The 26,549-nt window shown below is 67.7% G+C and carries 18 protein-coding genes and 1 riboswitch; of the genes, 6 read left to right on the forward strand and 12 right to left on the reverse strand.

The window, feature by feature from the left end:
- Positions 1–89 precede the first annotated feature (89 nt).
- From CDN36_RS13630 to CDN36_RS13640, 3 genes are all read left to right on the forward strand, one after another.
- Positions 90–995, forward strand: coding sequence for a LysR family transcriptional regulator (locus CDN36_RS13630; RefSeq protein ID WP_150555221.1), 906 nt, complete (start codon positions 90–92; stop codon positions 993–995).
- A gap of 160 nt (positions 996–1,155) precedes the next feature.
- Complete coding sequence (locus tag CDN36_RS13635; RefSeq protein ID WP_287496983.1) at positions 1,156–3,162, forward strand: aconitase family protein; 2,007 nt, start codon at positions 1,156–1,158, stop codon at positions 3,160–3,162.
- Between the two features lie 259 nt (positions 3,163–3,421).
- A complete protein-coding gene (locus tag CDN36_RS13640; RefSeq protein ID WP_287496984.1) occupies positions 3,422–4,840 on the forward strand; it encodes an MFS transporter in 1,419 nt (472 codons plus the stop codon).
- A 196-nt stretch (positions 4,841–5,036) separates the two neighbouring features.
- On the opposite strand, the gene CDN36_RS13645 is transcribed toward CDN36_RS13640, so the two are convergent.
- Positions 5,037–5,960 carry a LysR family transcriptional regulator gene (locus CDN36_RS13645; RefSeq protein WP_150555218.1) on the reverse strand — a complete coding sequence of 308 codons (924 nt, stop codon included), beginning with the start codon at positions 5,958–5,960 and terminating at the stop codon, positions 5,037–5,039.
- A gap of 135 nt (positions 5,961–6,095) precedes the next feature.
- Between CDN36_RS13645 and metE the strand changes: the two genes are divergently transcribed.
- Complete coding sequence (metE, locus tag CDN36_RS13650; protein WP_287496985.1) at positions 6,096–8,396, forward strand: 5-methyltetrahydropteroyltriglutamate--homocysteine S-methyltransferase; 2,301 nt, start codon at positions 6,096–6,098, stop codon at positions 8,394–8,396.
- 3 nt (positions 8,397–8,399) lie between these two features.
- Here metE and pepN read toward each other — a convergent pair whose 3' ends face one another.
- Positions 8,400–11,111 (reverse strand): aminopeptidase N, encoded by a 2,712-nt coding sequence (gene pepN / locus CDN36_RS13655; RefSeq protein ID WP_150555216.1) that lies wholly within the window; start codon positions 11,109–11,111, stop codon positions 8,400–8,402.
- Between the two features lie 219 nt (positions 11,112–11,330).
- Here pepN and CDN36_RS13660 point away from each other — a divergent pair, with 219 nt between their 5' ends.
- Entirely contained in the window at positions 11,331–11,921 is a 591-nt protein-coding gene (locus CDN36_RS13660) for a DUF4136 domain-containing protein (protein ID WP_174966335.1), read from the forward strand.
- A gap of 99 nt (positions 11,922–12,020) precedes the next feature.
- On the opposite strand, the gene CDN36_RS13665 is transcribed toward CDN36_RS13660, so the two are convergent.
- The 7 genes from CDN36_RS13665 to xdhA form a co-directional block, all read right to left on the reverse strand.
- On the reverse strand, positions 12,021–12,578 hold the full coding sequence (locus tag CDN36_RS13665; RefSeq protein ID WP_287496986.1) for a TMEM165/GDT1 family protein: 558 nt from the start codon (positions 12,576–12,578) through the stop codon (positions 12,021–12,023).
- A gap of 14 nt (positions 12,579–12,592) precedes the next feature.
- Positions 12,593–12,777, reverse strand: a riboswitch (yybP-ykoY riboswitch).
- 316 nt (positions 12,778–13,093) lie between these two features.
- Positions 13,094–14,431, reverse strand: a complete 1,338-nt coding sequence (guaD, locus tag CDN36_RS13670; RefSeq protein ID WP_150555213.1) for a guanine deaminase — start codon at positions 14,429–14,431, stop codon at positions 13,094–13,096.
- Positions 14,432–14,450: 19 nt separating this feature from the next.
- Positions 14,451–15,884 carry an NCS2 family permease gene (locus CDN36_RS13675; RefSeq protein ID WP_287496987.1) on the reverse strand — a complete coding sequence of 478 codons (1,434 nt, stop codon included), beginning with the start codon at positions 15,882–15,884 and terminating at the stop codon, positions 14,451–14,453.
- A 281-nt stretch (positions 15,885–16,165) separates the two neighbouring features.
- A complete protein-coding gene (locus CDN36_RS13680) occupies positions 16,166–17,206 on the reverse strand; it encodes an adenosine deaminase (protein ID WP_150555212.1) in 1,041 nt (346 codons plus the stop codon).
- A 122-nt stretch (positions 17,207–17,328) separates the two neighbouring features.
- Positions 17,329–18,432 carry a xanthine dehydrogenase accessory protein XdhC gene (xdhC, locus tag CDN36_RS13685; RefSeq protein ID WP_287496988.1) on the reverse strand — a complete coding sequence of 368 codons (1,104 nt, stop codon included), beginning with the start codon at positions 18,430–18,432 and terminating at the stop codon, positions 17,329–17,331.
- Positions 18,432–20,780 carry a xanthine dehydrogenase molybdopterin binding subunit gene (gene xdhB, locus CDN36_RS13690; protein ID WP_287496989.1) on the reverse strand — a complete coding sequence of 783 codons (2,349 nt, stop codon included), beginning with the start codon at positions 20,778–20,780 and terminating at the stop codon, positions 18,432–18,434. The genes xdhC and xdhB overlap by 1 nt, the downstream gene beginning before the upstream one ends.
- Positions 20,781–20,792: 12 nt before the next feature.
- On the reverse strand, positions 20,793–22,265 hold the full coding sequence (xdhA, locus tag CDN36_RS13695; RefSeq protein WP_150555209.1) for a xanthine dehydrogenase small subunit: 1,473 nt from the start codon (positions 22,263–22,265) through the stop codon (positions 20,793–20,795).
- Positions 22,266–22,543: 278 nt separating this feature from the next.
- On the opposite strand from xdhA, the gene CDN36_RS13700 reads away from it, so the two are divergent.
- Positions 22,544–23,509, forward strand: coding sequence for a LysR substrate-binding domain-containing protein (locus tag CDN36_RS13700; RefSeq protein ID WP_287496990.1), 966 nt, complete (start codon positions 22,544–22,546; stop codon positions 23,507–23,509).
- Positions 23,510–23,736: 227 nt separating this feature from the next.
- Here CDN36_RS13700 and CDN36_RS13705 read toward each other — a convergent pair whose 3' ends face one another.
- From CDN36_RS13705 to CDN36_RS13715, 3 genes are all read right to left on the reverse strand, one after another.
- On the reverse strand, positions 23,737–24,249 hold the full coding sequence (locus CDN36_RS13705; RefSeq protein ID WP_287496991.1) for a disulfide bond formation protein B: 513 nt from the start codon (positions 24,247–24,249) through the stop codon (positions 23,737–23,739).
- Positions 24,250–24,421: 172 nt separating this feature from the next.
- Positions 24,422–25,807, reverse strand: coding sequence for an amidase (locus CDN36_RS13710; protein WP_287496992.1), 1,386 nt, complete (start codon positions 25,805–25,807; stop codon positions 24,422–24,424).
- A gap of 2 nt (positions 25,808–25,809) precedes the next feature.
- Positions 25,810–26,541, reverse strand: coding sequence for a GntR family transcriptional regulator (locus CDN36_RS13715; RefSeq protein WP_241014179.1), 732 nt, complete (start codon positions 26,539–26,541; stop codon positions 25,810–25,812).
- Positions 26,542–26,549 lie beyond the last annotated feature (8 nt).

Consider the following 26,549-nt stretch of genomic DNA (forward strand, 5'->3'; position numbering starts at 1 on the left):
ATTCGTCGTTTGTCCAGCAAAAGACGTGCCCCTCGCCGGGCCGCGCCAGCCGGGCGTTTCCGGCATTTCCGGTGTATTGCCGTACAGGTATGGAAAACCTTCTCCGCAAGCTCGATCTCACTTCTTTGCGTCTTTTCGTGGCCGTCTGCCAGGAGCGGAGCATGGCGCGCGCCGCCGAGCGCGAATTCATCGCACCGTCGGCGATCAGCCGGCGCATTGCCGACATCGAGGCCATCGTCGGGCTGCCGCTCATCCAGCGCCATCAGCGCGGCATTACCGTCACCCCGGTGGGCGAGACGGTGCGCCGTTATGCCGAACGCATACTGGGCACGATCGAGTCGCTGGGCGCGGAGCTTTCCCAGTTTCACGAAGGCGCGCGCGGCAGTGTGCGCATCGCGGCGAACCTGTCGGCCATCGTGCAGTTTCTGCCGGAAGATCTCGCCGCGTTCGGCCGCGTGTTCTCGGCGGTCGACGTCGAGCTCGACGAGCAGCACAGCAACGAGGTGCTCGCGCGCGTGGGCGAGCGCGCGGTGGACATCGGCATCTGCAATGCCGTGCCCGGGATCGAGGCGTTCACGATGGTGCCTTACCGGCGCGACCGGCTCGCGGTGATTCTGCCGGCCGCGCACCCGCTTGCCGCACGCACGGGGGAAATTGCATTTTCCGCCTGCGTCGGCGAGACCCTCGTCGGCCTGCAGGGCAACAGCGCGCTCACGCAACTGCTGCATCAGCAGGCGAGCACGGTGGGGGCGTCGCTGCGCATCAAGATCCGCGTGTCGAGCCTCGACGCGCTGTGCCGCATGGCGCATGCGGGCCTGGGCATTGCCATTGCCCCGGAGCAGGTCGGCCAGCTGTATGTCGGCAAGCTCGACGTGGTCGTGCGCCCGCTCACCGATGAGTGGGCGCACCGTCAACTGTGGCTCGTGTACCCCGGGCAGGACCCGCTCAACGCCGCGGCCGCCACGCTGCTGAACTTCCTCGCCCAGAAGGCCTGAGCGCGAGCCGGCGCGCCGGCGGTGCACCTTTCCGGTCGCGCCCCCTCGCGCCCTCCGACCGCGCAGTCCGGCTTCGCAATCCGTCATGGCGACCTTGCCCATACGGCATGATGGCGCCGCAACGCCACGGCTATCCTTTCCCGCAAGGAGAGTCACTGGCATGGAAGACACCATTCGTTTCGACGGCCGCACGCTGTTTCTGTCGGAGGACCCGGGCATCGTGCGCCGGCAGCTCGCCGGCGAGTCGATCACGCGCGCCCAGGCGGGCGCCTTGCGCGACAATGTCTCGACCGACGAGATCACGCCGGTCACGGTCATGCTCACGTATGACGAGCGGCTCGGGCGCTATCCCTACGTCGGTTTCAAAGCGGGAAACGAGACGCCGATCGGCGAGCACGACGTGCGCCGCGGCGGGTTCCAGATCACGGTGGCGGGCAAGCGCTACGGCAAGGGGTCGTCGCGCGAATCGAGTCCGCTCGCGGAGCTGTCGGCCGGCATCCGGCTGATCGTGGCCGAGAGCTTCGAGCGCATCTACCAGCAGAACTGCGACAACATCGGCATTCTGACGACGACCGACTTCGGCGTGCTCGAGCGCATCCAGGCCGGCGAAGCCATCCCGATCACCGAATTCCTCAAGGGGCGCGATACCCTCACGCAGCAGATCATCCGCAGCGGCGGCCTGCTCGCGTACAGCAAGTTTGCCGAATGGCCCGCGCCACGGCCGGCCGCGCCCCCGGCGGGCGACGGCCCGCCGCGCACGCTCGTCGAGAAGATCATGGCGCGTCGGCTGCATCCCGCGACGCCGGGCGCCGCGCATGGCGACGGCGTGTTCGTGCGCGCGGACTGGCGTTTCTCGCACGACTACTTCACGGGCATGTGCGCGCATCTGATGCATCGCGCATTCGGCGAGCCGGCGGCGCTGCACGACCCGTCGCGCATCATCGCGTTTCAGGATCACCTCGTGCTGGCCGCGCAGAGTCATCCGCACGTCTCGAAGGGGTTGCTGCCGGGCGTGGCGAACCTCGCCCGCGGCCATCGCGACTTTGTCGCGCGCTACCCGGTGCTCTCGCATGGCGAGCTCGGCGCGAACGATGCGGACGACGCGAACGACGCGAACGACGCAAATGGCATGCGCGGCGCGGATGGTATCTGCCACGCGCTGATGGCCGAGCGTTACGCGCTGCCGGGCCAGATCGTCATCGGCACCGACTCGCACACGCCGCACGCGGGCGCGCTCGGCTGCCTGGCGTTCGGCGCCGGCGCGACCGACATTGCGAACAGTTGGGTGACGGGCTACGTGCGCTGCAAGGTGCCGCAGACGCTTCGCGTCGAGATCGACGGCGAGCTGCCGGCGGGCGTGACGGCCAAGGACGTCGTGCTGCATCTGCTGCGGCTCGACGCCATTCGCCGCGGCGATGCGATCGGGCTCGTCTTCGAATACGCGGGCAGCGCAGTGCGGGCGATGTCCGTGGACGAGCGCGCCACGCTCACCAACATGGTCGCCGAGCTGGGCGGCTTCACCGGCATCGTCGCACCCGACGAGAAGACCGTGGCCTTCCTCAAGGCGCGTCGCGGCATCGACTTCGACATCGAACCGTGGATGACGAGTGACCCCGGCGCCGTCTATCGGGACGTGATTCGCATCGACGCCGGCGCGCTCACGTCCATGCTCGCGCGCCCGGGCGACCCGGGCAATGGCGTGGCGCTTGCCGAGCTGAGCGCGCCGGTGCCGATCGACATCGCCTATGGCGGCTCGTGCACGGCGGGCAAGCGCGACGATTTCGACGCCTATCACGACGTGCTGGCCTGGGGCGTGGCGCATGGTCTGCGCGTTGCCCCGGGACGCTCGCTCTTCCTGCAGTTCGGCACGATGGACGTGCGCGCGTACTGCGAAGCCAGGGGCTATCTCCGCACGTTCGAGGCCGCCGGCGCGACGCTCGTCATGCCAGGCTGCGGCGCATGCGCGAATTGCGGACCGGGGCAGTCGACGTCGGCCGATCAGGTCACGATCAGCGCCATCAACCGGAATTTCCCGGGACGCTCGGGGCCGGGCAGCGTGTGGCTCGCCAGTCCGTACACGGTGGCCGCGAGCGCGCTGGCCGGGCGCATCGTGAGCTTCGATCAGCTCAAGGCGGGCGCGGGGGCGGCTGCCGGACAGGCGTCGTGACGCCGAAGGCCGGCGAGCCGACCGTGCCGTTATTCATGAACATCGCAAATTTTCGCAGTACGTGGCAAAGGTGACAGACGCGACGTCATTCGTGGCACAATGCCGGCCTCGCGCCTGTCGATTCATGGTGTAGCACCGACGCCCGGCCCACCGGCGGCACCGCTTGCCGGCGTGGCCCGCCATGCGTCGGAACAATGAGCCGTTCGGCCATGACCGGACGGGCCCGGAGACGATTTCCATGCCATCCCCCGAAGTTTCGATGCCTTCCATGCCTCGCGCCGCGCAAGCCCCCGCCGCGGCAACTCGCCTCACCGCCGGCGACATTTCCGCCCGCCTCGATCGACTGCCGCCGACGCGCACCGTATGGAAGCTCGTGGTGCTGCTCAGCCTCGGTTTCTTTTTCGAGCTCTACGATCTGCTCTACACCGGCTACGTGGCGCCGGGGCTCGTCAAGAGCGGCATTCTGACGCCGACCACGCCCGGTCTGTTTGGCACGACAGGCGTGGCAAGCTTCATCGCGGCGCTATTCTCGGGGCTCTTCATCGGCACCATCGCCTGCGGCTTTCTGGCCGACCGCTTCGGTCGCCGCGCCGTGTTCACGGGCTCGCTGCTTTGGTACACCGCCGCGAACGTCATCATGGCGTTTCAGGAGAGCGCCACGGGCGTGAACTTCTGGCGCTTCGTGGTGGGCCTCGGCATCGGCGTGGAACTGGTGACGATCGGCACGTACATTGCCGAGCTCGTGCCCAAGCAGATTCGCGGCCGCGCGTTCGCCTGCGAGCAGGCGGTGGGTTTTACCGCCGTGCCGGTGGTCGCGCTTCTCGCCTACTGGCTCGTGCCGCGCGAGTTCCTCGGTCTGGAGGGATGGCGCTGGGTCGTGCTCATCGGCGCGCACGGCGCCGTGTTCGTGTGGTGGATTCGTCGCGCACTGCCGGAGAGCCCGCGCTGGCTCGCGCAGAAGGGGCGTCTCGCCGAGGCCGAGCAGGTGCTCGCCGACCTGGAGGCGAAGGTCGAACGCGAATACGGCCGGCCCCTGCCGGCGCCGGGCGCGCCCGAACCGGTCGTGCCCAGGAGCGCGTTTCGCGACATGTGGGTGCCGCCGTATCGCAAGCGCGCCATCATGATGATCCTGTTCAACGTCTTCCAGACGGTCGGCTTCTACGGCTTTGCCAACTGGGTGCCGACGCTGCTCATCAAGCAGGGCATCACGGTGACGACGAGTCTCGCGTATTCGAGCGTGATCGCGCTGGCCGCACCGGTCGGCCCGCTCATCGGTCTGTGGATGGCCGACCGTGTCGAGCGCAAGCATGCGATCGTCTGGACGGCGGGCATCGGCATCGTGTGCGGGCTGGTGTTCTCGCAGGCGACGTCGTCGTTCCTGCTGATCGCCATGGGCATCGGGCTCACGCTCGCGAACAACATCATGTCGTACAGCTACCACGCGTATCAGACCGAACTGTTCCCGACCGGCATCCGCGCGCGGGCCGTCGGTTTCGTGTATTCGTGGAGCCGCTTCTCGGCAATCTTCACGGCATTCCTGATCGCGTCGGTGCTGCGCAACTTCGGCGTGACGGGCGTGTTCGTGTTTATCTCGTGCGCCATGCTGGTCGTCATGCTTTCCATCGGCTTGATGGGCCCGCGCACGCGCGACATCGCCCTGGAGAAAATCTCCCGGTAAGCGCTGCGTATTTCTCGCGGCGCGGACCGGTCCGGGCCGCCGCCGCCCGAATCGCCGCCCGAATCGCCGCCCGAATGCGTCGATATGTCGCGCGCCGATATGTCGACGCGAGCCAGCGGGAGGGGGTCTGTACTGCGTCCCCGCGTCCCCGAGTCCTCGCATCCGACGCGGGGCGCGCCCCGCATCCCGCTTCCCTTTACAGCAGTTCGATCTCCGGCAGCGAAAGCAGGCTGGTCTCGCGCATGAGCGAGACGAATTCGCCGATGTACGGCCGCGTCGTGATCGCCGGCAGCGTGGCCGCCCACAGTTGCGCGGTCAGTCCTTGCGGCGTGATCGGACGCGCGCTCACGTAACGCCTTTCCAGATAGCTCGTCACTGCCCACAGCGGCAGGGCCGCCAGGCCGCGCCGGCTCGCGACGAGCTGCAGGATCGCGACCGTGAGCTCCGTGGTGCGGCGCGTGGGTTCGATGCCCGCCGGGCGCAACACCTGCCGCACGATGTCGAGCATGTCGTCCGGCACGGGATACGTGATGAGCGTCTCGTCGCGGAAATCCTCGGCGTCCAGATGCGGCCTGGCCGCAAGCGGGTGATCGTTTGCCATGAGCGCTACCATCTGGAAGCGGAACAGCGGATGAAAATCGACCGCTTCGCCTTCCTCGCGCTCGGAGATGATCGCGAGATCGGCGCGATCCTGATGCAGCAAACCGATCGGATCGGCGTGAAAGCCCGACACGATATCGAGTTCGACTTCCGGCCAGCGCACCCGGAACGCGTCCATGGCCGGCATCAGCCAGTCGAAGCACGTATGGCATTCCACCGCGATGCGCAGCGTGCCTTGCGTGCCCTGCGCGAGCCGCGTAAGGTCGCGCCCCGCTTCCTCGACGGCCGGAACCACCTCTTCGGCGAGCGCCAACAGCCGCTTGCCCGCCGGCGTGAAGACCAGCGGCGACGATTTGCGCACGAACAGCGGCAGTCCGTAGAAGTCCTCCAGCGCCTTGATCTGATGTGAGAGCGCCGACTGCGTGAGATGCAGCCAGAGCGCCGCGCGCGACACGCTGCCGGTGTCGCGCAGCGCGAGCAGCGTCTGCAGGTGACGCAGTTCGATGGGCGTTCTTTGCATGAATTTAATTAATGACAAACGATAAAAACTTTCGTTTGAATAATACATGGGGTGCCAGGATACTGCCAGCCTGGCGCACACCGCCCGATGACATTCACCTTGCAACATCGCTGGCTCGCAGGAAGGACAACGCTCATGGCCCAGGCCCACGTACTCGGATTGCCGCGCATCGGTGCGCGGCGCGAACTCAAATTTGCCGTCGAGGCGTTCTGGCGCGGCGACACGGACCTCGCGACGCTGCAGGCGGCGGGCCGCGATATCCGGGCGGCCAACCGGCGCGCCCAGCGCGAGGCGGGGCTCGACTGGATCACCGTGGGCGACTTCCATTGGTACGATCAGGTGCTCTCGACGCTGGCGCTGGTCGGCGCTCTGCCCGAGCGCTTCGGTGCGGCCCCCGCGGCGCTGACGCTCGCCGACTACTTCGCCGCCGCCCGCGGCGACGCGCGGCACGGCGCAATGGAAATGACGAAGTGGTTCGACACGAACTACCACTACCTGGTCCCCGAATACTCGCCGCGGACGCGCTTCGGTGCAGGCACGCAATGGCTGTTCGAGGAAGTCGAGGAAGCGCTGAACGAAGCGCGCAACGTCAAGCCGGTGCTGCTCGGCCCGCTCTCGCTGCTGTTCCTCGGCAAGGAGAAGGGCGGGCTGGCCGATCGCTTCTCGCTGCTGCCCGAGCTGCTCGCGCAGTACGAACGCGTGCTCGCGCGCCTGAAGGCGCAGGGCGTGGCGTGGGTGCAGATCGATGAGCCGATTCTCGCGCTCGACCTGCCCGCGCCGTGGCGCGGCGCCTTCGCCCCGGTGTATGCCCGTCTGGCGCCGGTCGCGCCGGCGCTCCTGCTCGCCACGTATTTTGGCGACGTGAGCGAACATGTGGCCATGCTTGCCGCGCTGCCGGTGGCGGGCGTACACGTTGATGGCGTGCGCGCGCCGGCGCAGCTCGAAACATTCGCGGCGCAATGGCCCCACGACAAGGTGCTGTCGGCCGGTGTGGTCGATGGCCGCAACGTCTGGCGCTGCGATCTGGCCCGCGCCCGCGCCCGGCTCGCGCCGCTCGCCGAAACGCTGGGCGAGCGCCTGTGGGTGGCGTCGAGCTGCTCGCTCATGCACTGCCCGGTCGATCTGGCCAACGAAGTGCGCCTCGACAGGGAAGTGCGCACATGGCTCGCGTTCGCCAGACAGAAGCTGGACGAAGTCGCGCTGCTGCGTCGCTCGCTCGACGCCGCCGAATTCGCGGGCGCCGAGGTGTGCGCCGCGTTCGCGGCCGATGCCGCCGCCCAGGCCGCACGCCGCACGTCGCCACGCATCCACAATGAAGTGGTGCAAAAGCGCCTGGCGGCGCTCACCGAGGCCGACACGCACCGCGCCTCGCCCTATGCGGTGCGCGCGCATGCGCAGCGCGCCTGGCTCAAGCTGCCGTTGCTGCCTACGACGACCATCGGTTCGTTTCCGCAGACGCCGGAGATTCGGGCGGCCCGAGCCGAGTTCAAGCGCTGCGCGATGTCTCATCTGGACTATCTGGAGACCATGCGCGCGCAGATTCGTCTGGCCATCGAAAAGCAGGAAGCCTATGGACTTGACGTGCTCGTGCACGGCGAAGCCGAGCGCAACGACATGGTCGAGTACTTCGGCGATCTGCTGTGGGGCTTTGCAATCACCGAGCATGGCTGGGTGCAGAGCTACGGTTCGCGCTGCGTGAAGCCGCCGGTGATCTATGGCGACGTGTATCTGCCCGAACCGATGACGGTGACGTGGAGCGCTTACGCGCAGCAACTGACCGACAAGCCGGTCAAGGGCATGCTGAGCGGGCCGGTCACGATGCTGCAATGGTCGTTCGTGCGCGACGATCAGCCGCGCGAGCTTACCGCGCTGCAGATCGCGCTCGCCCTGCGCGAGGAAGTGGCGGCGCTCGAAGCCGCCGGCGTGCGCGTGATCCAGATCGACGAGCCGGCGCTGCGCGAAGGGTTGCCGCTACGCGAGTGCGATCGTGCGGCGTATCTGGAGTGGGCGGTGCGCGCATTTCGCGTGTGCGCTTCCGGCGTGGCCGACGACACGCAGATCCACACGCATATGTGCTATTCGGAGTTTCACGACATTCTGCCCTCGATCGCGGCGCTCGACGCCGACGTGATCTCGATCGAGACGGCGCGTTCCGACATGGAGCTGCTGGGCGCCTTCGAAGCGTTCGAGTATCCGAACGAGATCGGCCCGGGCGTCTATGACATTCACTCGCCGCGGGTGCCGACGCAGGCGCAGATGGAGCAGCTCATCGAGGCGGCGCTCGCGCGCATTCCGGCGCAGCGCCTGTGGATCAATCCGGACTGCGGCCTCAAAACGCGCGATTGGGCGCAGGTCGACGGCGCACTCGCCAACATGGTGGCGGCAGCCCGTGCGGTGCGCTCGCGTCTCGCCGCTGCGCAGGCCCGGGCCGCCTGAGCCTTACGCGAGCGCCTTCTCGACGATTTCGCGCACGTCCTTCGACAGCGAAGCGTGGCGCGAGACGTCTTCCAGCGCTGCGTGCATGTGCTCGCGCAGTGCCGGCGTGTACTTGCGCCAGCGGTCGAGCACGCGCGCCAGGCGCGCTGCGACTTGCGGATTGAGCGCGTCGAGCGCAAGCACCTGCTCGGCCCAGAAGCGATAGCCCGAACCATCGGTCGCATGGAACTGCGCCGGGTTGCCGCTGCAGAAGCTGAAGATCAGCGAGCGGGCGCGGTTCGGATTCTTGAGCGTGAATGCCGGATGGCGCATGAGCGCACGCACCGCGTCGATCACGCAATGGCTGCCGTCGCCGCGCTGCATGGCCTGCAGCGCGAACCACTTGTCGATGGCGAGGGGCTCGTGCTCGAAGCGCTGGTAGAAATCCTCGAGCGCTTCGGCGGCATGGTTCGGGCCGTGAGCGGCGTCGCCCTCGCGCGCCGCACCGCCACGCTGCACGAGCGCCGTGAGCGCGGCGAACCGATCGGTCATGTTGTCGGCCGAATCGTACTGGGTGCGCGCGGTCTGCGCGACGCCGGCGTCCGAGAGTTCCATCAGGTACGACAGCGCGAGGTTCTTCAGCGCGCGCTCGCCGGCCGACGCGGGATCGGGGCGATACGGCCCCGGCACGCGATGGTTGTGATACGCCGCGAGCCACTCGGTGTGGAGCGACGCCGCCAGACGCTGGCGCAGATACTGGCGCGCCGCGTGGATTGCCGCCGGATCGATCTCCGTCATCTGCTCGCCAAGGTACGACTCGGCGGGCAGCGTGAGCGCCTGGGCGCGGAACGCCGGGTCGAGCGACTCGTCGCGCAGCACCTGGCGGAAGGCTTCGAGCACATAGTTGTCCACGCTCGGCAGTTGCCCCAGCTGAATCGACTCGACGAGCGCGAGCAACTGGCGCGTGGCCAGGCGTTGGCCCGCTTCCCAGCGGTTGAACGGATCGCTGTCGTGCGCCATCAGGAACGCGAGCTCGTCGATGCTGTACTCGTGCTCGACGATGACCGGCGCCGAGAAGCCGCGCAGCAGCGACGGCATGGGGTTGTGCGGCACGTCCACGAACGTGAAGCTCTGGCGCTCCTGCGTGAAATCGAGCACGCGGGTGGTGGCCGCCGGGGTGTCGCCCGTGTCGCCGGCTAGGCGCAGCGCCATGTCCCGCCCGTCGCGATCGAGCAGGCCGACGGCGAACGGAATGTGGAACGGCTGCTTGACGAGCGTTTCGTCCTGCAGCTCCACGCCGACCTTCGGGCAGCGCTGCGTGAGCGTGAGGGTGTAGGTGCGGGCGGCCTCGTCGTAGGCGGCCTCGACGCTCACGCGCGGCGTGCCCGCCTGGCTGTACCAGCGCCCGAATTGCGTGAGATCGCGCTGGTTGGCGTCGGCCATGGCGGCGCGGAAGTCGTCGCACGTCACGGCCTGACCGTCATGGCGCTCGAAGTACAGGTCCATGCCGCGCCGGAAACCGTCGCGGCCGAGCAGCGTCTGGTACATGCGCACGACTTCGGCGCCCTTCTCGTAGACGGTGACCGTGTAGAAGTTGTTGATCTCGACGTAGCTTTCCGGGCGCACCGGATGCGCCATGGGACCGGCGTCCTCGGGGAACTGCGCCTGACGCAGCACGCGCACGTCGTCGATGCGCTTGACGGCGCGGCCCGACTCGGAGCCCATCATGTCGGCGGAGAATTCCTGATCGCGGAACACGGTCAGACCTTCCTTCAGGCTCAACTGGAACCAGTCGCGGCACGTCACGCGGTTGCCGGTCCAGTTATGGAAGTACTCGTGGCCCACCACGGCTTCGATGTTGGCGAAGTCGTCGTCGGTCGCGGTGGCCGCGTCGGCCAGCACGTACTTCGTATTGAAGATGTTCAGGCCCTTGTTCTCCATCGCGCCCATGTTGAAGTCGCTCACGGCGACGATCATGAAGCGATCGAGGTCCAGCACGCGGCCGAAGCGCTCCTCGTCCCAGCGGATCGAGTTGATGAGCGAGTGCATGGCGTGCTCGGTCTTCTCGAGGTCCTGCGGCTGCACCCAGACCTGCAGCAGCTTCTCGCGGCCGTCGCCCGCGACGATGCGTTCCTCGCGGCAGACCAGCCGGCCGGCCACCAGCGCGAACAGATAGCTCGGCTTCTTGAACGGGTCGTCCCAGACCGCGAAGTGGCGCCCGTCGGGCAGGTCGCCCTTGTCGATCAGGTTGCCGTTGGCCAGCAGCACCGGATAGGCTTCGCGATCGGCGCGCAGCGTGACGGTGTAGGTCGCCATCACGTCCGGACGATCGAGGAAGTAGGTGATCTTGCGAAAGCCCTCGGCCTCGCATTGTGTGAAGAAATTGCCGCCCGAGACGTACAGCCCCATGAGCGAGGTGTTCTCCTGCGGACGACAGCGCGTGACGAGCGAGAGCTCGAACGCCTCGGGCGGCGACTCGACGCTCAGCGTGTCCTCGCTGGCGCGGTAGCCGGCCCACGGCTTGCCGTCTAGCGCCAGGCTCACCAGTTGCAGCCCCTGGCCGGCGAGCTCGAGGTCGCCGCCGGCGCCGGCCGGATTGCGGCGCACGCGCAGACGGCTCGTCACGGTGGTGACGTCGGGTGCGAGGTCGAAGTCGAGTTGGACGGTGTCGATCAAGTACGCCGGGGGCGTATAGTCGGAGCGCTGAATCACGCCTGCGAGGTCGGTTCTGAGCATGGGCGGTGTTTTGCTGACGGCCAAGGATTCATAAATTGTAACGGAGTGTCGGCTCGGGAGTCGCTTCGCGGGAAATTTGCTGAATTTTGGCCCGGCGGCAACGTCAAATGGGCAACGCGGGGCGCGAGATGCCGTCCTATGCTTAAATTGGCGCGAGCGGCGCGCATTCGGCGTCCGCCGCCTTCTCTGGAGCAGTCGATCATGTGGAAACGATGGGCAATGGCGACGTTGGCAGTCGCAAGCGTCTTGTTGGCCGGATGTGCCAGCACGGTCACGAGTCAGGTGACCGCGTTCGGCGATTCGCCAGGCTTCGACGGCCCGCGTACCTACGCGCTCACGCGCACTGCCGAGCAGCAGAACAACCAGGAGCACGCGACCTACGAGCAATGGCTGAAGGCTCGGCTGTCCGGCGACGGCTTTCGCGAGCAGAGTCCCGCGAGCGCGCACTACCTCATCGGCATGACCTACGGTATCACCCAGCAGGTCATGCGCGTGGCCGAGCCGGTCTACGATCCGATGTTCGCGCCAGGCCCGTGGGGCCCATGGGGCCGCCCCTGGGGCTGGTACGGTTATCCATACGGCGCGCCGCCGGCGTATGTCCAGCGCGACTACCCATACGCGGTGGCCGGGCTGCAACTGCGCTTCACCGACCGCGCAAGCGGCAAGGAGGTGTATCGCGTGCAGGCGAACACGAGCGACGCCGGTACGTCGCTCGCGTCAGCCATGCCGTTCCTGATCGACGCCGCACTCAAGCAACTGCCGTTTCCGAGCGGGCGCACGGTCAACGTCGAGCAGAAGGTCGGACAGTAGTTCGGACAGTCGTTCGGACGGCAGCTCGCGCGGCTCGCCGCTCGTGCGCCGGGGGCGGGGCGGCCACGGGCGGCGCGTGCCTGCCGTCGGCGTTGCGGCTCACTGCAGCAGCGTGACGATACCGAGCACGGCGAAGATCACGGCGGCCACCGCGTGCACGGCCCGGGTCGGCAGACGGCCGGCGAACTTGTGGCCGACCAGCACGGCGGGCACGTTGGCGAGCATCATGCCCAGCGTGGTGCCCGCGACCACGCCGACGAAGTCCTGATAGCGTGCGGCGAGCATGACCGTCGCGATCTGCGTCTTGTCGCCCATTTCGGCAATGAAGAACGTGAGGATAGTCGTGACGAACACGCCGAACTTGCGCCGCGTGTCGGCTTCTTCCTCGTCGAGCTTGTCGGGAACGAGAATCCAGATCGCCATGCCGAGGAACGACGCGACGACGGCCCATTTCATGATGGCGGGGCTGATGGCGCTCGACAGCCACTCGCCGACGGCGCCCGCAAAGCCGTGGTTGATCAGCGTGGCGACGAAAATACCGAGAATGATCGGCACGGGCTTCTTGAAGCGCGCGGCGAGCACGAGGGACAGCAACTGGGTTTTATCGCCGATTTCGGCAAGCGCGACCACACCGGTCGAGACGAGGAATGGGGACACCTTGTTATATCTCCGCCGGGCCGTGAACACGCGAGCCAATGACCATGCATCCCGGCCCGGTTGGCGGAAGCATCGTCATCGGTCTCGCCAGGCCCGAGGGCTGCGCACGCCATAGCCGGAACCGGCCAAGTCTGTTGACGTGCGCCCCTGCCCATGACGGATGTCTGCGGCAGGGCGGCTACTCCCCAATGAATCGGAGCGGATTATAGCATCGACTCACGGCGCCCGGAGCAGAAATGCGGCCGGGCGTTGACGCGAGATGCGCTGCCAGCGCACGCGAGAAGGTGACAAAGGCGCTGTGCGGGCGGCGGGGGCTCACGCCGCTTCTCGAGGGCTTCGCCCGGCACGAAAAAAGGGCAGCCGGCGGCTGCCCAAGGAGATCCCCGGCCGCATGCCCCTTGCGCGCGGTCGGCGACCGCGAAGGAACGCGCATCGTGCCAAGGCGGCGATTCGAGTTCCCTCGCGTAAGCATCGACGGCGAACGGACGGGGGCCGTTTCGCACGTCGTGGTCCATTCAGTGTGCCGTGCGGCGATGCACCGGTTTGCCGGCCGCGTAGGTAGCGGCAATGGCGCGGTCGTCGCCGAGCATGGCGAACGCGAACAGCAGTTCTTCGAGCGATTCGGCTCGCGCCGTGCGCCGCGCGAGCAGCGGCGTCGCCTTCGGGTCGAGCACCACGAAATCCGCTTCGGCGCCCACGGCCAGCGTGCCGATCACGCCGTGCAGGTCCAGCGCGTGCGCGGCGCCCTCGGTGGCCAGATAGAACATCCGTTCGGCCGAGAGGTGATAGCCCGACAGGCGCGCCACCTTGTGCGCTTCGTTCATTGTCTGCAGCATCGAGAACGTCGAGCCGCCGCCCACGTCGGTGGCGAGCGTGACCGGCATGCGCGTGGCCTCGGCGGCCGCGAAGTCGAACAGGCCGCTGCCGAGGAACTGGTTCGACGTCGGGCAATGCGCCGCGACCGTACCCGTCTCGAACATGCGGCGGCGGTCGTGCTCGTCGAGCCAGATGCAATGGCCGTACACCGCGCGCCTGCGCAGCAGCTTGTAGTGATCGTAGACGTCGAGATAGCTGCGATGCCCTGGGAACAGCGAGCGAACCCATTCCACCTCGTCGGTGTTCTCGGCCACGTGGCTCTGGATGAACACGTCCTGGTAACGCTGCGCCAGCTCGCCGCACACGCCCAGCTGCGCCTCGGTCGACGTCGGTGCGAAGCGCGGCGTGAGCGCGTAGAGCTGGCGTCCCTTGTTGTGCCAGCGCTGGATGAGCGCCTCGCTGTCGCGCGCGCCGCTCTGCGCGGTGTCGCGCAGAAACTCGGGGCAATTGCGATCCATCATGACCTTGCCCGCGATCATGCGCAGGTTGCGTGCGTCGCTCTCCTCGAAGAAGGCGTTGGCCGAGCCGGGATGCACGGTGCAGTACACCATCGCGCTCGTGGTGCCCCCGCGCAGCAGCTCGTCGAGGAAGAAGCGGGCGACGTCTGCCGCGTATTCCGGATTCTCGAAGCGCCGCTCGGTCGGGAACGTGTACTTCTCGAGCCAGGGCAGCAGCCCGGGCGCCGGCGAGGCGATCATGTCCGTTTGCGGATAATGGATGTGCGTGTCGATGAAGCCGGGCGTGACGACCTTGTCGCGCAGATCCTCGATCGGCGTGCCGGCCGGCAGCGTTGGCGCGACCCGGGCGTAGTCGCCCACGGCGACGATGCGGCCGTTGCCGAAGGCGACGACGCCATCGGTGTGGTGCACGGTCCCGGGCGTGCCGTCGAGCGACGCGCGCGCGGGGTCGTGCGTGAAGTAGACCAGTTGCGCGCGTATTGCATGCATGTCTTGCCGGGCTGGGTTCGTGGTGGACATTTGCGGGGTCCTTCTATCGTTACATTTGCGTGAGCAGGAGCACGGCCAGCGCCGCGACGACCCACATCGCCGGCTTGATTTCCTTGGCGCGTCCCGTGAAGAGCTTGAGCACGACGAACGCCAGGAAACTATAGGCGATGCCGTCGGTGATCGAGTACGAAATCGGAATCATCACCAGGGCAATGAAGCTCGGGATGGCCTCGTCCATGCGGTGCCACTCGATGCGCGCGACGGATTCCATCATGAATACGCCGACCAGAATCAGCGCCGGCGCGGTGGCGATGGCGGGCACCAGCGAGAGCATCGGCGACAGGAACAGGAACGGCAGGAACAGCAGCGCGCAAACCAGTGCGGTGAGGCCCGTGCGCCCGCCCTGCGCAATGCCGGCGGCAGACTCGATGTAGGCGTTCGCAGGGCTCGTGCCGAGCGGGCCCGAAATCAGCACCGAGAACGAGTCGACGATCATTGCCTGGCGCATGTTGCGCGGATTGCCGTCGCGATCCTTCATGTTACCGGCTTCGGCAATGCTCATGAAGGTCGAGAGCGTATCAAAGAACGCGGTGAAGAGCATCACGAAGATGAACGGCAGATACCCGACCTTCAGCGCGCCCAGCAGGTCGAGCTGGCCAATGCCGGAGAAGTCCGGCGCGGCGAAGAAGCCCTGAAAGTTGACCAGCGTGGCCGTGGCAATCTCCTTCGGGAAGTACGCGCTGCCGTCGCCCCACAGGCGACCGATCGGAATGGCCATCAGCGTGGTGGCGACAATGCCGATCATCAGCGCGCCGTTCACGCGGCGCGCGACGAGCACGGTCGTGAGCGCGAGACCGACGAGGAAGGTGACCGTCGGCGGCGACAGATGCGCGAGGCTCACCACGGTCACCGGATCGCTCACGACGAGCCTGGCGTTGACCAGCCCGATCACGGTGATGAACAGGCCGATGCCGCACGAGATCGCATAACGCAGGTTCGCCGGAATCGCTTCGACGACGAAGCGGCGCACGTTGAGCGCGGCGAGCACCGCGAACAGAATGCCCGACCAGAACACGCAGCCGAGCGCCGTCTGCCACGGCATGCCCACGCCATGCACCATGGTGAACGCGAACAGCGCGTTCAGGCCCATGCCGGGCGCCACCAGCACCGGATTGCGCGCGTACAGGCCCATCGCGCAGCTACCGAAGAAGCTGATGAGCACGGTGGCCGTGAGCGCGGCGGGGAAGGCCATGCCCGTTTTGGACAGAATGGCCGGGTTCACGACGATGATGTACATCGCCGCGAGGAACGTCGTGATACCGGCGATCACTTCGGTGCGCACGGTCGAGCCGAGCGCCGTGATGCCGAAATACCGATCGAGCAGCGAGGGCGCCGAGGCCGGCTGCGCGCCCGCCACGCGCGTGCTGTCGTGAGCCGCTTCGGGCGCGGCACTGCCCGCCGGGGGGCTGAGCGATGAGTCCATGAGGTGTTGTCTCCGATGTTCTATATGTCATGTATGCCCGAGCGCCGCGGTGTGGGGGCACCGCGTCACGCGCAGCCGTGCACGCTCGAAAAATAGCATCGGGTCCGGATGAAAATATTCCCCGTGGGGAATGTTCGACATCATTGCGAACTAATGTGGCGAACGCGCCGGCAGCCGGTGCCGTCGGGCAGGGCGCACCGTGCGGCAGCCTCGCTGCGTGGCGACAAAAAAACGCCCGACTGGCGCCGGGCGTGTGGTCTTCATCGTTGCGAAGCGCTGCGTCAGGCCGGTTGCGCCGCGCGAAAGCGTTCGAGTTCGCCGAGCAGGCGCCGCTTCTCGGCCTCGTCGATGAACGACGCTTCGAAGCTGTTCCGGGCCATCGTGTACGCGTCGTCGAGCGTCATGTCGAGCGCGTCGAAGGTCGCGAGGAAGTTATCGTTCAGATAGCCGCCGAAATAGGCCGGGTCGTCGGAGTTGATCGTCACCGCCAAGCCGCGCCTGAGCAACTGGTGCAGCGTGTGCTGTCCCATGTGGTCGAACACCTTGAGCCGCACGTTCGACAGCGGACACACCGTGAGCGCGATCTTCTCGCGGGCGAGGCGCTCGAGCAGCGCCTCGTCCTCGATGGCGCGCACGCCGTGATCCACGCGCTCCACGCGCAGCACGTCGAGCGCCTCGTGAATATAGGCCGGCGGGCCTTCCTCGCCCGCATGCGCGACGATGCGCAGGCCCAGCGCGCGGCAGCGCTCGAACACGCGCGCGAATTTGGTCGGCGGATGCCCCTGCTCGGACGAATCGAGCCCCACGCCGACCAGCCGATGCCCGTGGCTGTTGAAGTAGGGCAACGCGGTCTCGAGCGTGAGCAGCGCGTCGTCTTCGCTGAGGTGACGCAGGAAGCACAGGATCAGGCGGCTCGTGATGCCGTCCCTGGTTTCGGCGTCGGCGAGCGCCCGCTCGATGCCGCACATGACGGTTTCCATCGACACGCCGCGCGACGTGTGCGTCTGCGGATCGAAGAAAATCTCCGTATGGCGGATGTTGTCCGCGGCCGCGCGCGCCATGTAGGCGCGCGTCATGTCGTAGAAGTCCTCTTCCGTGAGCAGTACGCTCGCGCCCGCGTAGTAGATGTCGAGGAACGATTGCAGATCGGTGAACGCGTAGGCGTCGCGCAGCGCTTCCACGCTCGGGTACGGCAGCTTGACGCCGTTGCGCTCGGCGAGCCGGAAGATCAGCTCGGGTTCCAGCGTGCCCTCGATATGCAGATGCAGCTCCGCCTTGGGCATGGCGCAGAGGGTCTTGGCGAGTTCTGGCGTAAGTGGCATGGGGGTGTCTTGTTGTCTGGGGGGATGGGGGCGATTTTACCGTTGCCGGCCTGCGTCGATCAGGTGTCGATCCGTGGACCATGCGTGGATCATGCGCGGGTCATGTGCGGGTTATGCGCGGGTTATGCGCGGGTTATGCGCGGGTCATGCGCGGGTGCGCCGATCGCGGCAGCGGCGGCCGGCGCGCTCTGCCGCATCTGCTGCTCGCGAACGCGCAGCAACTGCGCGGCCACCGCAATGGCGATCGTGGCGGGCGCCTTGCCCGTGATGCCGGCCACGCCGATCGGGCAGATCATTTGCTCGAAGCGCTCCGGCGGCACGCCGCGCTCGCGTAGACGGTGCTCGAACTGGCGGCGTTTGGTCATGGAGCCGATCAGGCCGAAGTAGGCGAAATCGTCGCGCTTGAAGATTTCCTCGCACAGCCGCTGATCGAGCGCATGGTTGTGCGTCATCACGAGGAAGTAGGCGCCTGGCGGCGCTTCGGCAACGACGGCTTCGGGCGTGTCGGTCGACTCGATCACGGTATTGGACGGCACTGTCTCGGGGAACGTCTCGGTGCGCTCGTCGGCCCACGTCACCCGGCAGGGCAGCGTGGAGAGCACCTGGACGATGGCCTGACCGACGTGCCCCGCGCCGAACAGCACGATGTGGAAGTCGCTGGGCGCGAGGCGCTCGCTCAGCCACAGCCAGCCGTCGCTCGCCTGCCAGAAGGCGCAGGCGGCGTCGTCCGCATCGCGCGTGAGCGTGTGCGGGTGCGAGAGCGGCTCGCACGCGTCGATTTCGCTCAGCACCACGGGACCGCCTTGCTGCGCGCTCGCGGCCGCATCGGCGCCGGGCGCGCCGAACGCCACGCTGCGCAGGCTCGCCTGTCCCGCGGCAAGACGCTTGTGCAACGCGCTCACCCAGGCGAGATCGGCGAGCGTGAGCACTTCGAAGGCCAGCGTCACGGCGCCGCCGCAGCACTGTCCCAGGCTCGGGCCGAGCGCGAAGCGCTCCACGTGGCGCGCGCCCTGCTGCCCGTACTGACGCAGCAGTTGACGCGCAACGTCCATCGCGCGCCATTCGAGGTGGCCGCCGCCGATGGTTTCCCACACGTGCTCGCGTGTCACGAGCAGATGCGTGCCCGCTTCGCGCGGCGCCGAGCCTTCGACGCGGGCGATCGTGACCAGCACCGCGGCTTCGCCGCGCGCGAGCAGCTTGTGGGCGGCTTCGACCCAGCCGTGCATCAGGCGGCGCTCCGCGCGCGCAGCTCGGTGATCGCCATGAGCAGCGCTTCGGACGTGGCCGGGGCATTGAGCACCGGCTCGTCGCGATAGTCGTTCACGCTCGCCACCGCATCGCGCAGCGCGTTGTACACCGAGAACGGCAGCAGCAGCGGCGGCTCGCCCACGGCCTTGGAGCGATGGATCGAGTCCGACACGTTGGCATTCTCGAACAGCGCCACGCGAAAGTCCGTCGGGCAGTCGCTGATGGCGGGGATCTTGTACGTGGAAGGGGCGTGCGTCATGAGCTTGCCTTCCTGGTTCCACCACAGTTCTTCGGTCGTCAGCCAGCCCATGCCCTGGATGAACGCGCCTTCGACCTGCCCGATGTCGAGCGCCGGGTTGATCGACTTGCCCGCGTCGTGCAGCACGTCGGCGCGCAGCAGACGCCACTCGCCCGTGAGCGTGTCCAGAATGACCTCGGAGACGGCCGCCCCATAAGCGAAGTAGAAGAACGGGTTGCCGGTCATCGTGGCGGCGTCCCACGACAGGCCCGGCGTGGCGTAGAAGCCGTCGGACCACAGTTGCACGCGCGCCCAGTAAGCGGCCTCGACCAGTTCGGGGAAGGGAATGTCGTGGCCGTTCACGCTGACGACGTCATTGGCGAAACGCACGTCCTGTGCCGAGCCGCCGTACTTCTGCGCGGCGAATGCGGCCAGTCGCTGGCGGATCTGCCAGGCGGCATTCTGCGCGGCCTTGCCGTTCAGGTCGGCGCCGGTCGACGCGGCCGTGGCCGACGTGTTCGCCACCTTGCTCGTGTCGGTCGCCGTCACGCGCACGTGCGAGAGATCCACGCCGAGCTCGTGCGCGACCACCTGCGCGACCTTGGTGTTCAGACCCTGGCCCATTTCGGTGCCGCCGTGGTTGACGAGCATCGAGCCGTCGCGATAGACGTGCACCAGCGCGCCGGCCTGGTTGAACGCCTGCACGTTGAACGAGATGCCAAACTTGAGCGGCGTGAGCGCGAGACCCTTGCGCAGCACGGGGCTCGTGCGGTTGAACGCGCGCACGGCTTCGCGGCGGGCGCGATAGTCGCTCGTCTGCTCGAGCTGGGCCACGAGTTCGTGGATCACGTTGTCCTTGACGACCTGCCCGTAAGGCGTGACGTTGCGCTCGGTCTTGCCGTAGAAGTTCACGCGGCGCACGTCGAGCGGATCCTTGCCGAGCCGGCGGGCGATGGCGTCCTGCAGCACTTCCATGATGAGCGCGCCTTGCGGGCCGCCGAAGCCGCGAAACGCCGTGTTCGACTGCGTGTTCGTCTTGCCGCACAGCGCGCGCAGATCGGCGTCGGGCACGAAGTAGGCGTTGTCGAAGTGGCAGATCGCGCGCGTGGCAACCGGGCCCGACAGGTCGGCCGAGAAGCCGGCGCGCAGGGTCATGTCGACTTTCGCGCCCGTGATGCGGCCTTCGTCGTCGAAGCCCACGTCGTATTCGAAGTAAAAGCCGTGGCGCTTGCCGGTCATCATGAAGTCGTCGTCGCGATCGAGACGCAGCTTCACCGGACGCTTGAGTCGCGTGGCGCACAGCGCGGCAACACACGCAAACAGGCCCGACTGCGATTCCTTGCCGCCGAAGCCGCCGCCCATGCGCCGGCATTCGACCTGCACCTGATGGCTGTGCCAGCCCAGCGCGTGCGAGACGAGGGCCTGCATCTCGGTCGGATGCTGCGTCGAACAATACACATGCACGCCGTCGTTCTCCTTGGGAATCGCATAGGAGATCTGGCCTTCGAGATAGAACTGCTCCTGCCCGTTGCACTCGAACGTGCCGCTCAGACGATGCGGCGAGGCCTGCAGGGCGGCGTCGGGATCGCCGCGGCGCAGATGCAGCGGCGGCAGCACGCCCGCGCCCGCGGCCTTGGCGGCCTGCGGCGTGAGGATCGCCGGCAGGTCTTCGTACTCGCCCTTGGCCAGGCGCGCGGCACGGCGTGCGGCGTCGTGCGATTCGGCGACCACGGCGAACATCGGCTGGCCGATGTATTGCACCACGCCGTCGGCGAGGATGGGATCGTCGTGGACCGACGGCCCGCAGTCGTTGACGCCCGGAATGTCCGCGGCGGTCAGCACGGCGAGCACGCCCGGCGCGCGGCGCACGGCCTCGAGATCGAGCGAGAGCACGCGGGCGTGCGCCCGGGGCGACGCGCCGAGCGCGCAGTGCAGAGTGCCCTGCAGTTCGGGGATGTCGTCCGTGTACGTGGCTTCACCGGCCACGTGCAGCACCGCCGACTCGTGCGGACGCGAGCGGCCCACCTGGGCGCTGGCCGTCGCGGCGGTACCGGCCTGCGTCATGAAGCCTTCAACCTGGGTATTCATGGGCGACTCCGGTCAGACGTTGGCGAACGCGTTCACCTCGTGCGCCGCAAGCGGCGCCTCGGTACGCGTTTCCAGGAAAAAACGATACAGCAGATTCTGCGCGCCGGCGAGACGATAGGCGCTCGTCGCCCGCATGTCGGAGAGCGGCTGGTAGTCCGCAGGCACGGCGGCCATTGCCGAGCGCACCGTCGCCTCCGTCCAGGGCCGGCCGGTCAGCGCGGCCTCGATGGCGCCGCCGCGCTTGGGCGTGGCCGCCATGCCGCCGAAGGCCACGCGCGCCGAGCGCACGGTCTGGCCGTCGAGCTCGACGGCGAACGCGGCGCACACGGCCGAGATGTCCTGATCGAAGCGCTTGGCCAGCTTGTAAGTCCGGAAGCGCTGGGCGCGCGTGGGGAAGGGCACGCGAATGCCCTGCACGAATTCGCCGGCTTCGAGCGCGTTTTTCTGATAGGCCAGATAAAAGTCCTCGAGCGGCATTTCACGCACCACGCCTTCGCGATGCAGCACGATGCGCGTGCCGAGCGCGATGAGCGCGGGCATCGAGTCGCCGATGGGCGAGCCGTTGGCCACGTTGCCGCCCAACGTGCCCGCGTTGCGGATCGGGAACGACGCGAAGCGCTGACGCAGTTCGGCCAGCTCCGGATAGTGTTTGACGAGCGCGTCGAAGGCGTCGTTGAGCAGGGCCCCCGCGCCGATGTAGACCCCGTCCGGGCCTTCCGAAATCTCGCGCAGTTCCGCGACCTGGCCGATGTAGATCAGATGCCTGAGCTCGCGGAATTGCTTGGTGACCCACAGGCCCACGTCCGTGCTGCCCGCGAGAATGCGCGCCTGCGGGTGGGATGCGCGCAGCCGGCCGAGCGCCGCCAGTGTGCGCGGCGCGTGAAAGACGTGGCCGTCGTGCTCGTAGGCGAGGGTGTCGCCGCGTTGCAGCGCCTGAAGTTGTCTGGCCAGCGCGGCGCGGTCGAAGTCCTGGCGCGGCAGGTCGAACATCTTCTGCGCGGCGTCGATGATCGGACGGTAGCCCGTGCAGCGGCACAGGTTGCCGGAGAGCACGTCGTCGATCTCGCGCCGGCTCGGGCAGCCCGCGTCCGCGGGACGGTTCACGTACATCGCCCACAGGGACATCACGAACCCCGGCGTGCAGAAGCCGCACTGGGACGCGTGGCAGTCCACCAGCGCCTGCTGCACCGGGTGCAGTTCGCCGCCGGGCGCGCGCAGGTCTTCCACGGTAAACAATGCCTTGCCGTCGAGCGTGGGCAGGAACTGGATGCACGCATTGACCGCGCGCAGATCCACGTTGCCATTGCCGGTCAGCTCGCCGATCACGACCGTGCAGGCGCCGCAGTCGCCTTCGGCGCACCCTTCCTTGGTGCCGGTGCAGTGCAGGTCCTCGCGCGTGTACTGAAGCACGGTGCGGGTCGTGGCCTCGCCCGTGACCTCATGCACCTTGCCGCGGTAGTAGAAGCGGATGGCTTGTGTCTCCATGGTTCTCAGTGTAGTGCAGTGATGAATACGTCGTTGGAATGCTGCCCTGGGTGTCCGTGGCGTCCGGAATGCCGGAAGTGTCCGAAAACGCCCGTCGGCGTTCGCCGACTCGCGGGGCGCCGCGTGGGCACGGCACCGGCCTGGGGGATGCGCCGAAGATAGCACCGGCGGCGAGGGGAAATATTTCTCGGCCATGATGATGCCTATTCGATCGCCCCGATGACGTGCCATTGTCATAAACTATGGCTCAACCCCAGCCGCCAGAGCGCTCCCCACCCATGCAAAGACCCCGCGAACAGATCGACGCCTACCTGCTGCGGGTGCTGCATACGCTGCTCACAGAACAGAGCGTCTCGCGTGCGGCGCTCAAGCTGGGCCAGTCGCAGCCGGCCATCAGCAATTCGCTGCGCCGCCTGCGCGAGATCACCGGCGACGCCATTCTGGTGCGCGGCAAGAGCGGCATGGTCGCCACCGAGCGCGGCCGCGAACTGCTCGGCTACGCCACCGACGCGCTTGCCGCCATCGACCGCATCACCCATCCCACCACGGAATTCGCCCCGCAGACGACCACGCGCGCGTTCCGCCTCGGGGCGCCCGATTACCTCGACGCCGTCTTCCTGCCCAACATCGCCGAAGTGCTGCGCCGCGACGCGCCGTCCGCGCGGCTGCACGTGCAGCCGATCAATTCGGGCTTCGATTACGCCGGCGCGCTCGAAAACGGCTCGCTGGACGTGGTCATCGGCAACTGGCTCGAGCCGCCGCCGCAACTGCACATGTCGCGTCTGTTCGACGACGAAGTGGTCTGCATGCTGGGCGCGCAGCATCCGCTCGCGAACAAGGGCATCTCGCTCAAGCACTATCTGGAGCTGTCGCATCTGGCGCCCACGCCATACGTGGCCGAGCGGCAGAGCTTTATCGACGGGTGTCTCGCGGAGCAGGGCCTGCGCCGCAATATCCAGATGACGATGCCGTACTTCGGGCTGGTGCCGTATGTCCTCATGCGCACGGATCTGGTCTTCACGACGGGGCGCCAGTTTGCGCAGCACTATGCGCGCTATCTACCGATTCGCGTGCTGCCGTCGCCGTTCGCGTTTCCGCCGATGCGCTTTTATCAGCTCTGGCACGAGCGCACGCACGCCGCACCTGAAGTTACGTGGCTGCGCCGGCGCATCGCCGAAGTGGCGACCGAGCTCGACGCCTCCCATTGCGGCGGCGCGGACTCGCCCGCGCTGGTGCGCACGTGAGCGGATCGAGAATCAATGCGACGATGTGCGACGAGTCGCTCCACGCGTTCGATGAGCCGCCGCACCGGTCGGGCCGGCCTGTCGGAAACCGGGGGAGAAGCGGCCGCCAACGGGAGGCCGCGGGAGATAGGGCCGCGGGAGATGGGGTGCGGTAGATGGGGCGCGGTAGATGGGGCGCGGAAGATAGGGCCGCAGGAGATGGGGCCGCGGGAATCGGCTGACGCTGTCTAGCGCAGCGAAATGGCGCGGCGCGGGCGATGCAGCGCCAACGACAGGAAGATCACCACAAACGCGGCGAGCGACCACATCGGCAGCGTCAGGCCGAAGATCGGCGGGTATTGCGTCTGACACATGCCCTGCACCTGAAAGACCTGCGGCAGCCAGCGCGAGGTGGGCAGTGCGTCGACGAACGCTTCGACCACGTCGTAGCCGCAACTGACCAGCGGATTGGCCTGCATATAGATCAGGTACGCCGACGCCGCCATGCCGCCGATCGCCGCGAGCGCCGCGAGCAGGCGCGCGACCTGAATGCCCGTCCAACTGCGCGCCACGGCGCCCAGCAGACCAAAGACGGCGACCAGCACCAGCGCGTAGCGCGCCAGAATGCACAGCGGACACGGGTCCTCGTGGCGCACGTACTGAAAATACAGCGCACCGCCCAGCAAAGCGAGGCTGACGACGGTCATCAGGAAATACAGCTTGCGTTCGCGGCGCAGGGCCGGGTCGAGTTGAGCGTTCATGTCACTTCGGGCGGTGAGCCATCACAGATCCCGCGAATCCCCGCATGACGCCGGGTGGCAGGCACTTGGGCTGGGATTGTAACCCCAGCCCGATTCGTGCGTGAGATGAAAAATTGCGGAACTTTTCGCCCGAAAAACATACGTTTGCGGGGACGCGCGACGCGAGCCGCGCTCAGCTCCCGAGTCCGGCGGCGCGCAGCGTGTGCTCGACCGCACGCGCGACCGGGAACAGGCGGGCGTCGTCGCCGGCCGCGCCGCTCAGCATCAGACCGATCGGTGCTTCACCCGCCGCCTGGCACGGCAGCGAGAACGCACAGCCGTCGATCATGTTGATTGCCGTGGGATTGCGCAGCACCAGCGCGTTCGTCGCGGTAAACGTCTCGTCGCTCGCCTCGAGCGGCGCGATGGCCGGTGGCGTGAGCGGCACGGTCGGGCACAGCACGGCGTCGAAGCGCTGCCATACCGGCGTGGCCGCGGCGATGAGCGCGGCCCGCGCTTTGATCAGATCGAGGTAGTCCGCCGCGCTCGCCGGCTCGCCCTTGCGGATGCGCACGAGCACGCGCGGATCGTATTCATGGGCGCATTGCGCGAGCCGCTCGCGATGCCACGCATAAGCCTCGATGGGCGAGAAGCCGAAACGGTTGATCGCGGGCAAGTCGTCGAACGGCCTGAACGTGAATTCGACCAGCGTGGCGCCGGCCTTCGTGAGCGCGGCGAGCGCACGTTCGTAAATGGCGATGGCCGCCGGTTGCGCGCCGTCGAGCACGTAGTTGGTCAGAACACCGAAGCGCATGCCGCGCGCGTTGCGCGGCGCAAGCGGCGCTTCATCGACCGCATTGCCCGAAAGAATGGCGTCGATGCGGGCGCAGCAATCGACGGAGCGGCCGATGGGGCCGACCGAATCGAGCGACGTCGAAAGCGGCAGCGCGCCCTCGCGCGGCGTGCGCGCTGCGGTCGGCTTGAAGCCGGTCAGCCCGCAGAAAGCCGACGGAATGCGGATCGAGCCGCCCGTGTCGGTGCCCAGGGCCACAGCGGCCATGCCGTCGGCCACCGATGCGGCCGCCCCCGAGGACGAGCCCCCCGCGATATGGCCGACCTCGCGCTGCCACGGCGAGCGAGGCGTGCCGTAGTGCGGGTTCAGGCCGAGCCCCGAGAACGCGAATTCCGTCATGTTCGTTCGCCCGACGACGACCGCACCGGCTTGACGCAGACGCGCCACTGCGAGGGCATCGCGCGTGGCGGCCGGGGCGTTGCTCAGCACTTTCGAGCCGGCGCGCGTGACTTGCCCCGCAACGTCGAACAGATCCTTCACCGACACCGGAATGCCCATGAGCGGCGAGAGCCGCACGCCGGCGCGGCGCAGTGCGTCGAGGCCGTCGGCAGCCTCGCGCGCGGCTTGCGCGTCGACGTGCGTGAAGACGACCGCTCCCTGGCCGGCCGGGTCGGCAATGCGCGCGAGCGCCTGCTCGGTGAGCGCGCGGCTCGTGGTACGTGCGGCGTCGAGCGCGGCGGCGAGTTCGGACAGGGGGCGTTGCAGATCGATGGCGTCGGGGCTCATGGTCAGATCGCTTTCAGGATATGGGTGCGGAATTCTTCGATGTGTCGGGTAATCGCCCGGCGTGCGCGCCCGGCGTCGTGCGCGGCGAGCGCTTCGTACAGTTCGAGGTGCTCTTCGTAGACGTCTTCCAGATGGCTCGGCGTGGACAGCGCCAGAAACCAGAAGCGCAGCGAGCGCTCGTGCAGGCCGCGCAGCAGTTCGGCGAGCGTCTGGTTGCGCGAGGCGCGCGAGATGGCGAGATGGAAGTCGCGATCGATGCCCATCATGGCGGCCACGTCGCGCGCCGCGATGGCGTGGCGCGAGCGTGCCAGCACGGCGGCGATGGCCGCGAGGTCCTCGGGCGTCGCCGCGCGCGCGGCCAGCTCGACGCAATACGTCTCGTTGATCATGCGCACGTCGATGATCTCGAGGGCGTCGTTCAGGGAGACGGGCGCGACCATCGCGCCCTTGCGCGGCAGGATGACCAGCAATCCCTCGAGCGCGAGCCGGTGCATCGCCTGATGGACCGGTGTGCGTCCGAGCCCCGTCGAGTGCATGAGCTGCGCTTCGTTGAGCGTCTCGCCCGGACGCAGGCGCAGCGTGATGATGTCGTGCTTGATCGCCTCGTATGCCCGTTCGGCCAGACTGCGGCCGTCGGCCGGCGGGGCGCAAGGCGCGCGGGCATCGGGAGCGGCGGGCGCGGCGGGGGCGGCAGCAGACAGGGCAGGCGATTCGAGGGATGTATCGTTGGGCATCGGGTCGG

It is taken from the genome of Pandoraea sp. CB10b_02 (assembly GCF_002216225.1).
Classification (GTDB): domain Bacteria; phylum Pseudomonadota; class Gammaproteobacteria; order Burkholderiales; family Burkholderiaceae; genus Pandoraea; species Pandoraea nosoerga.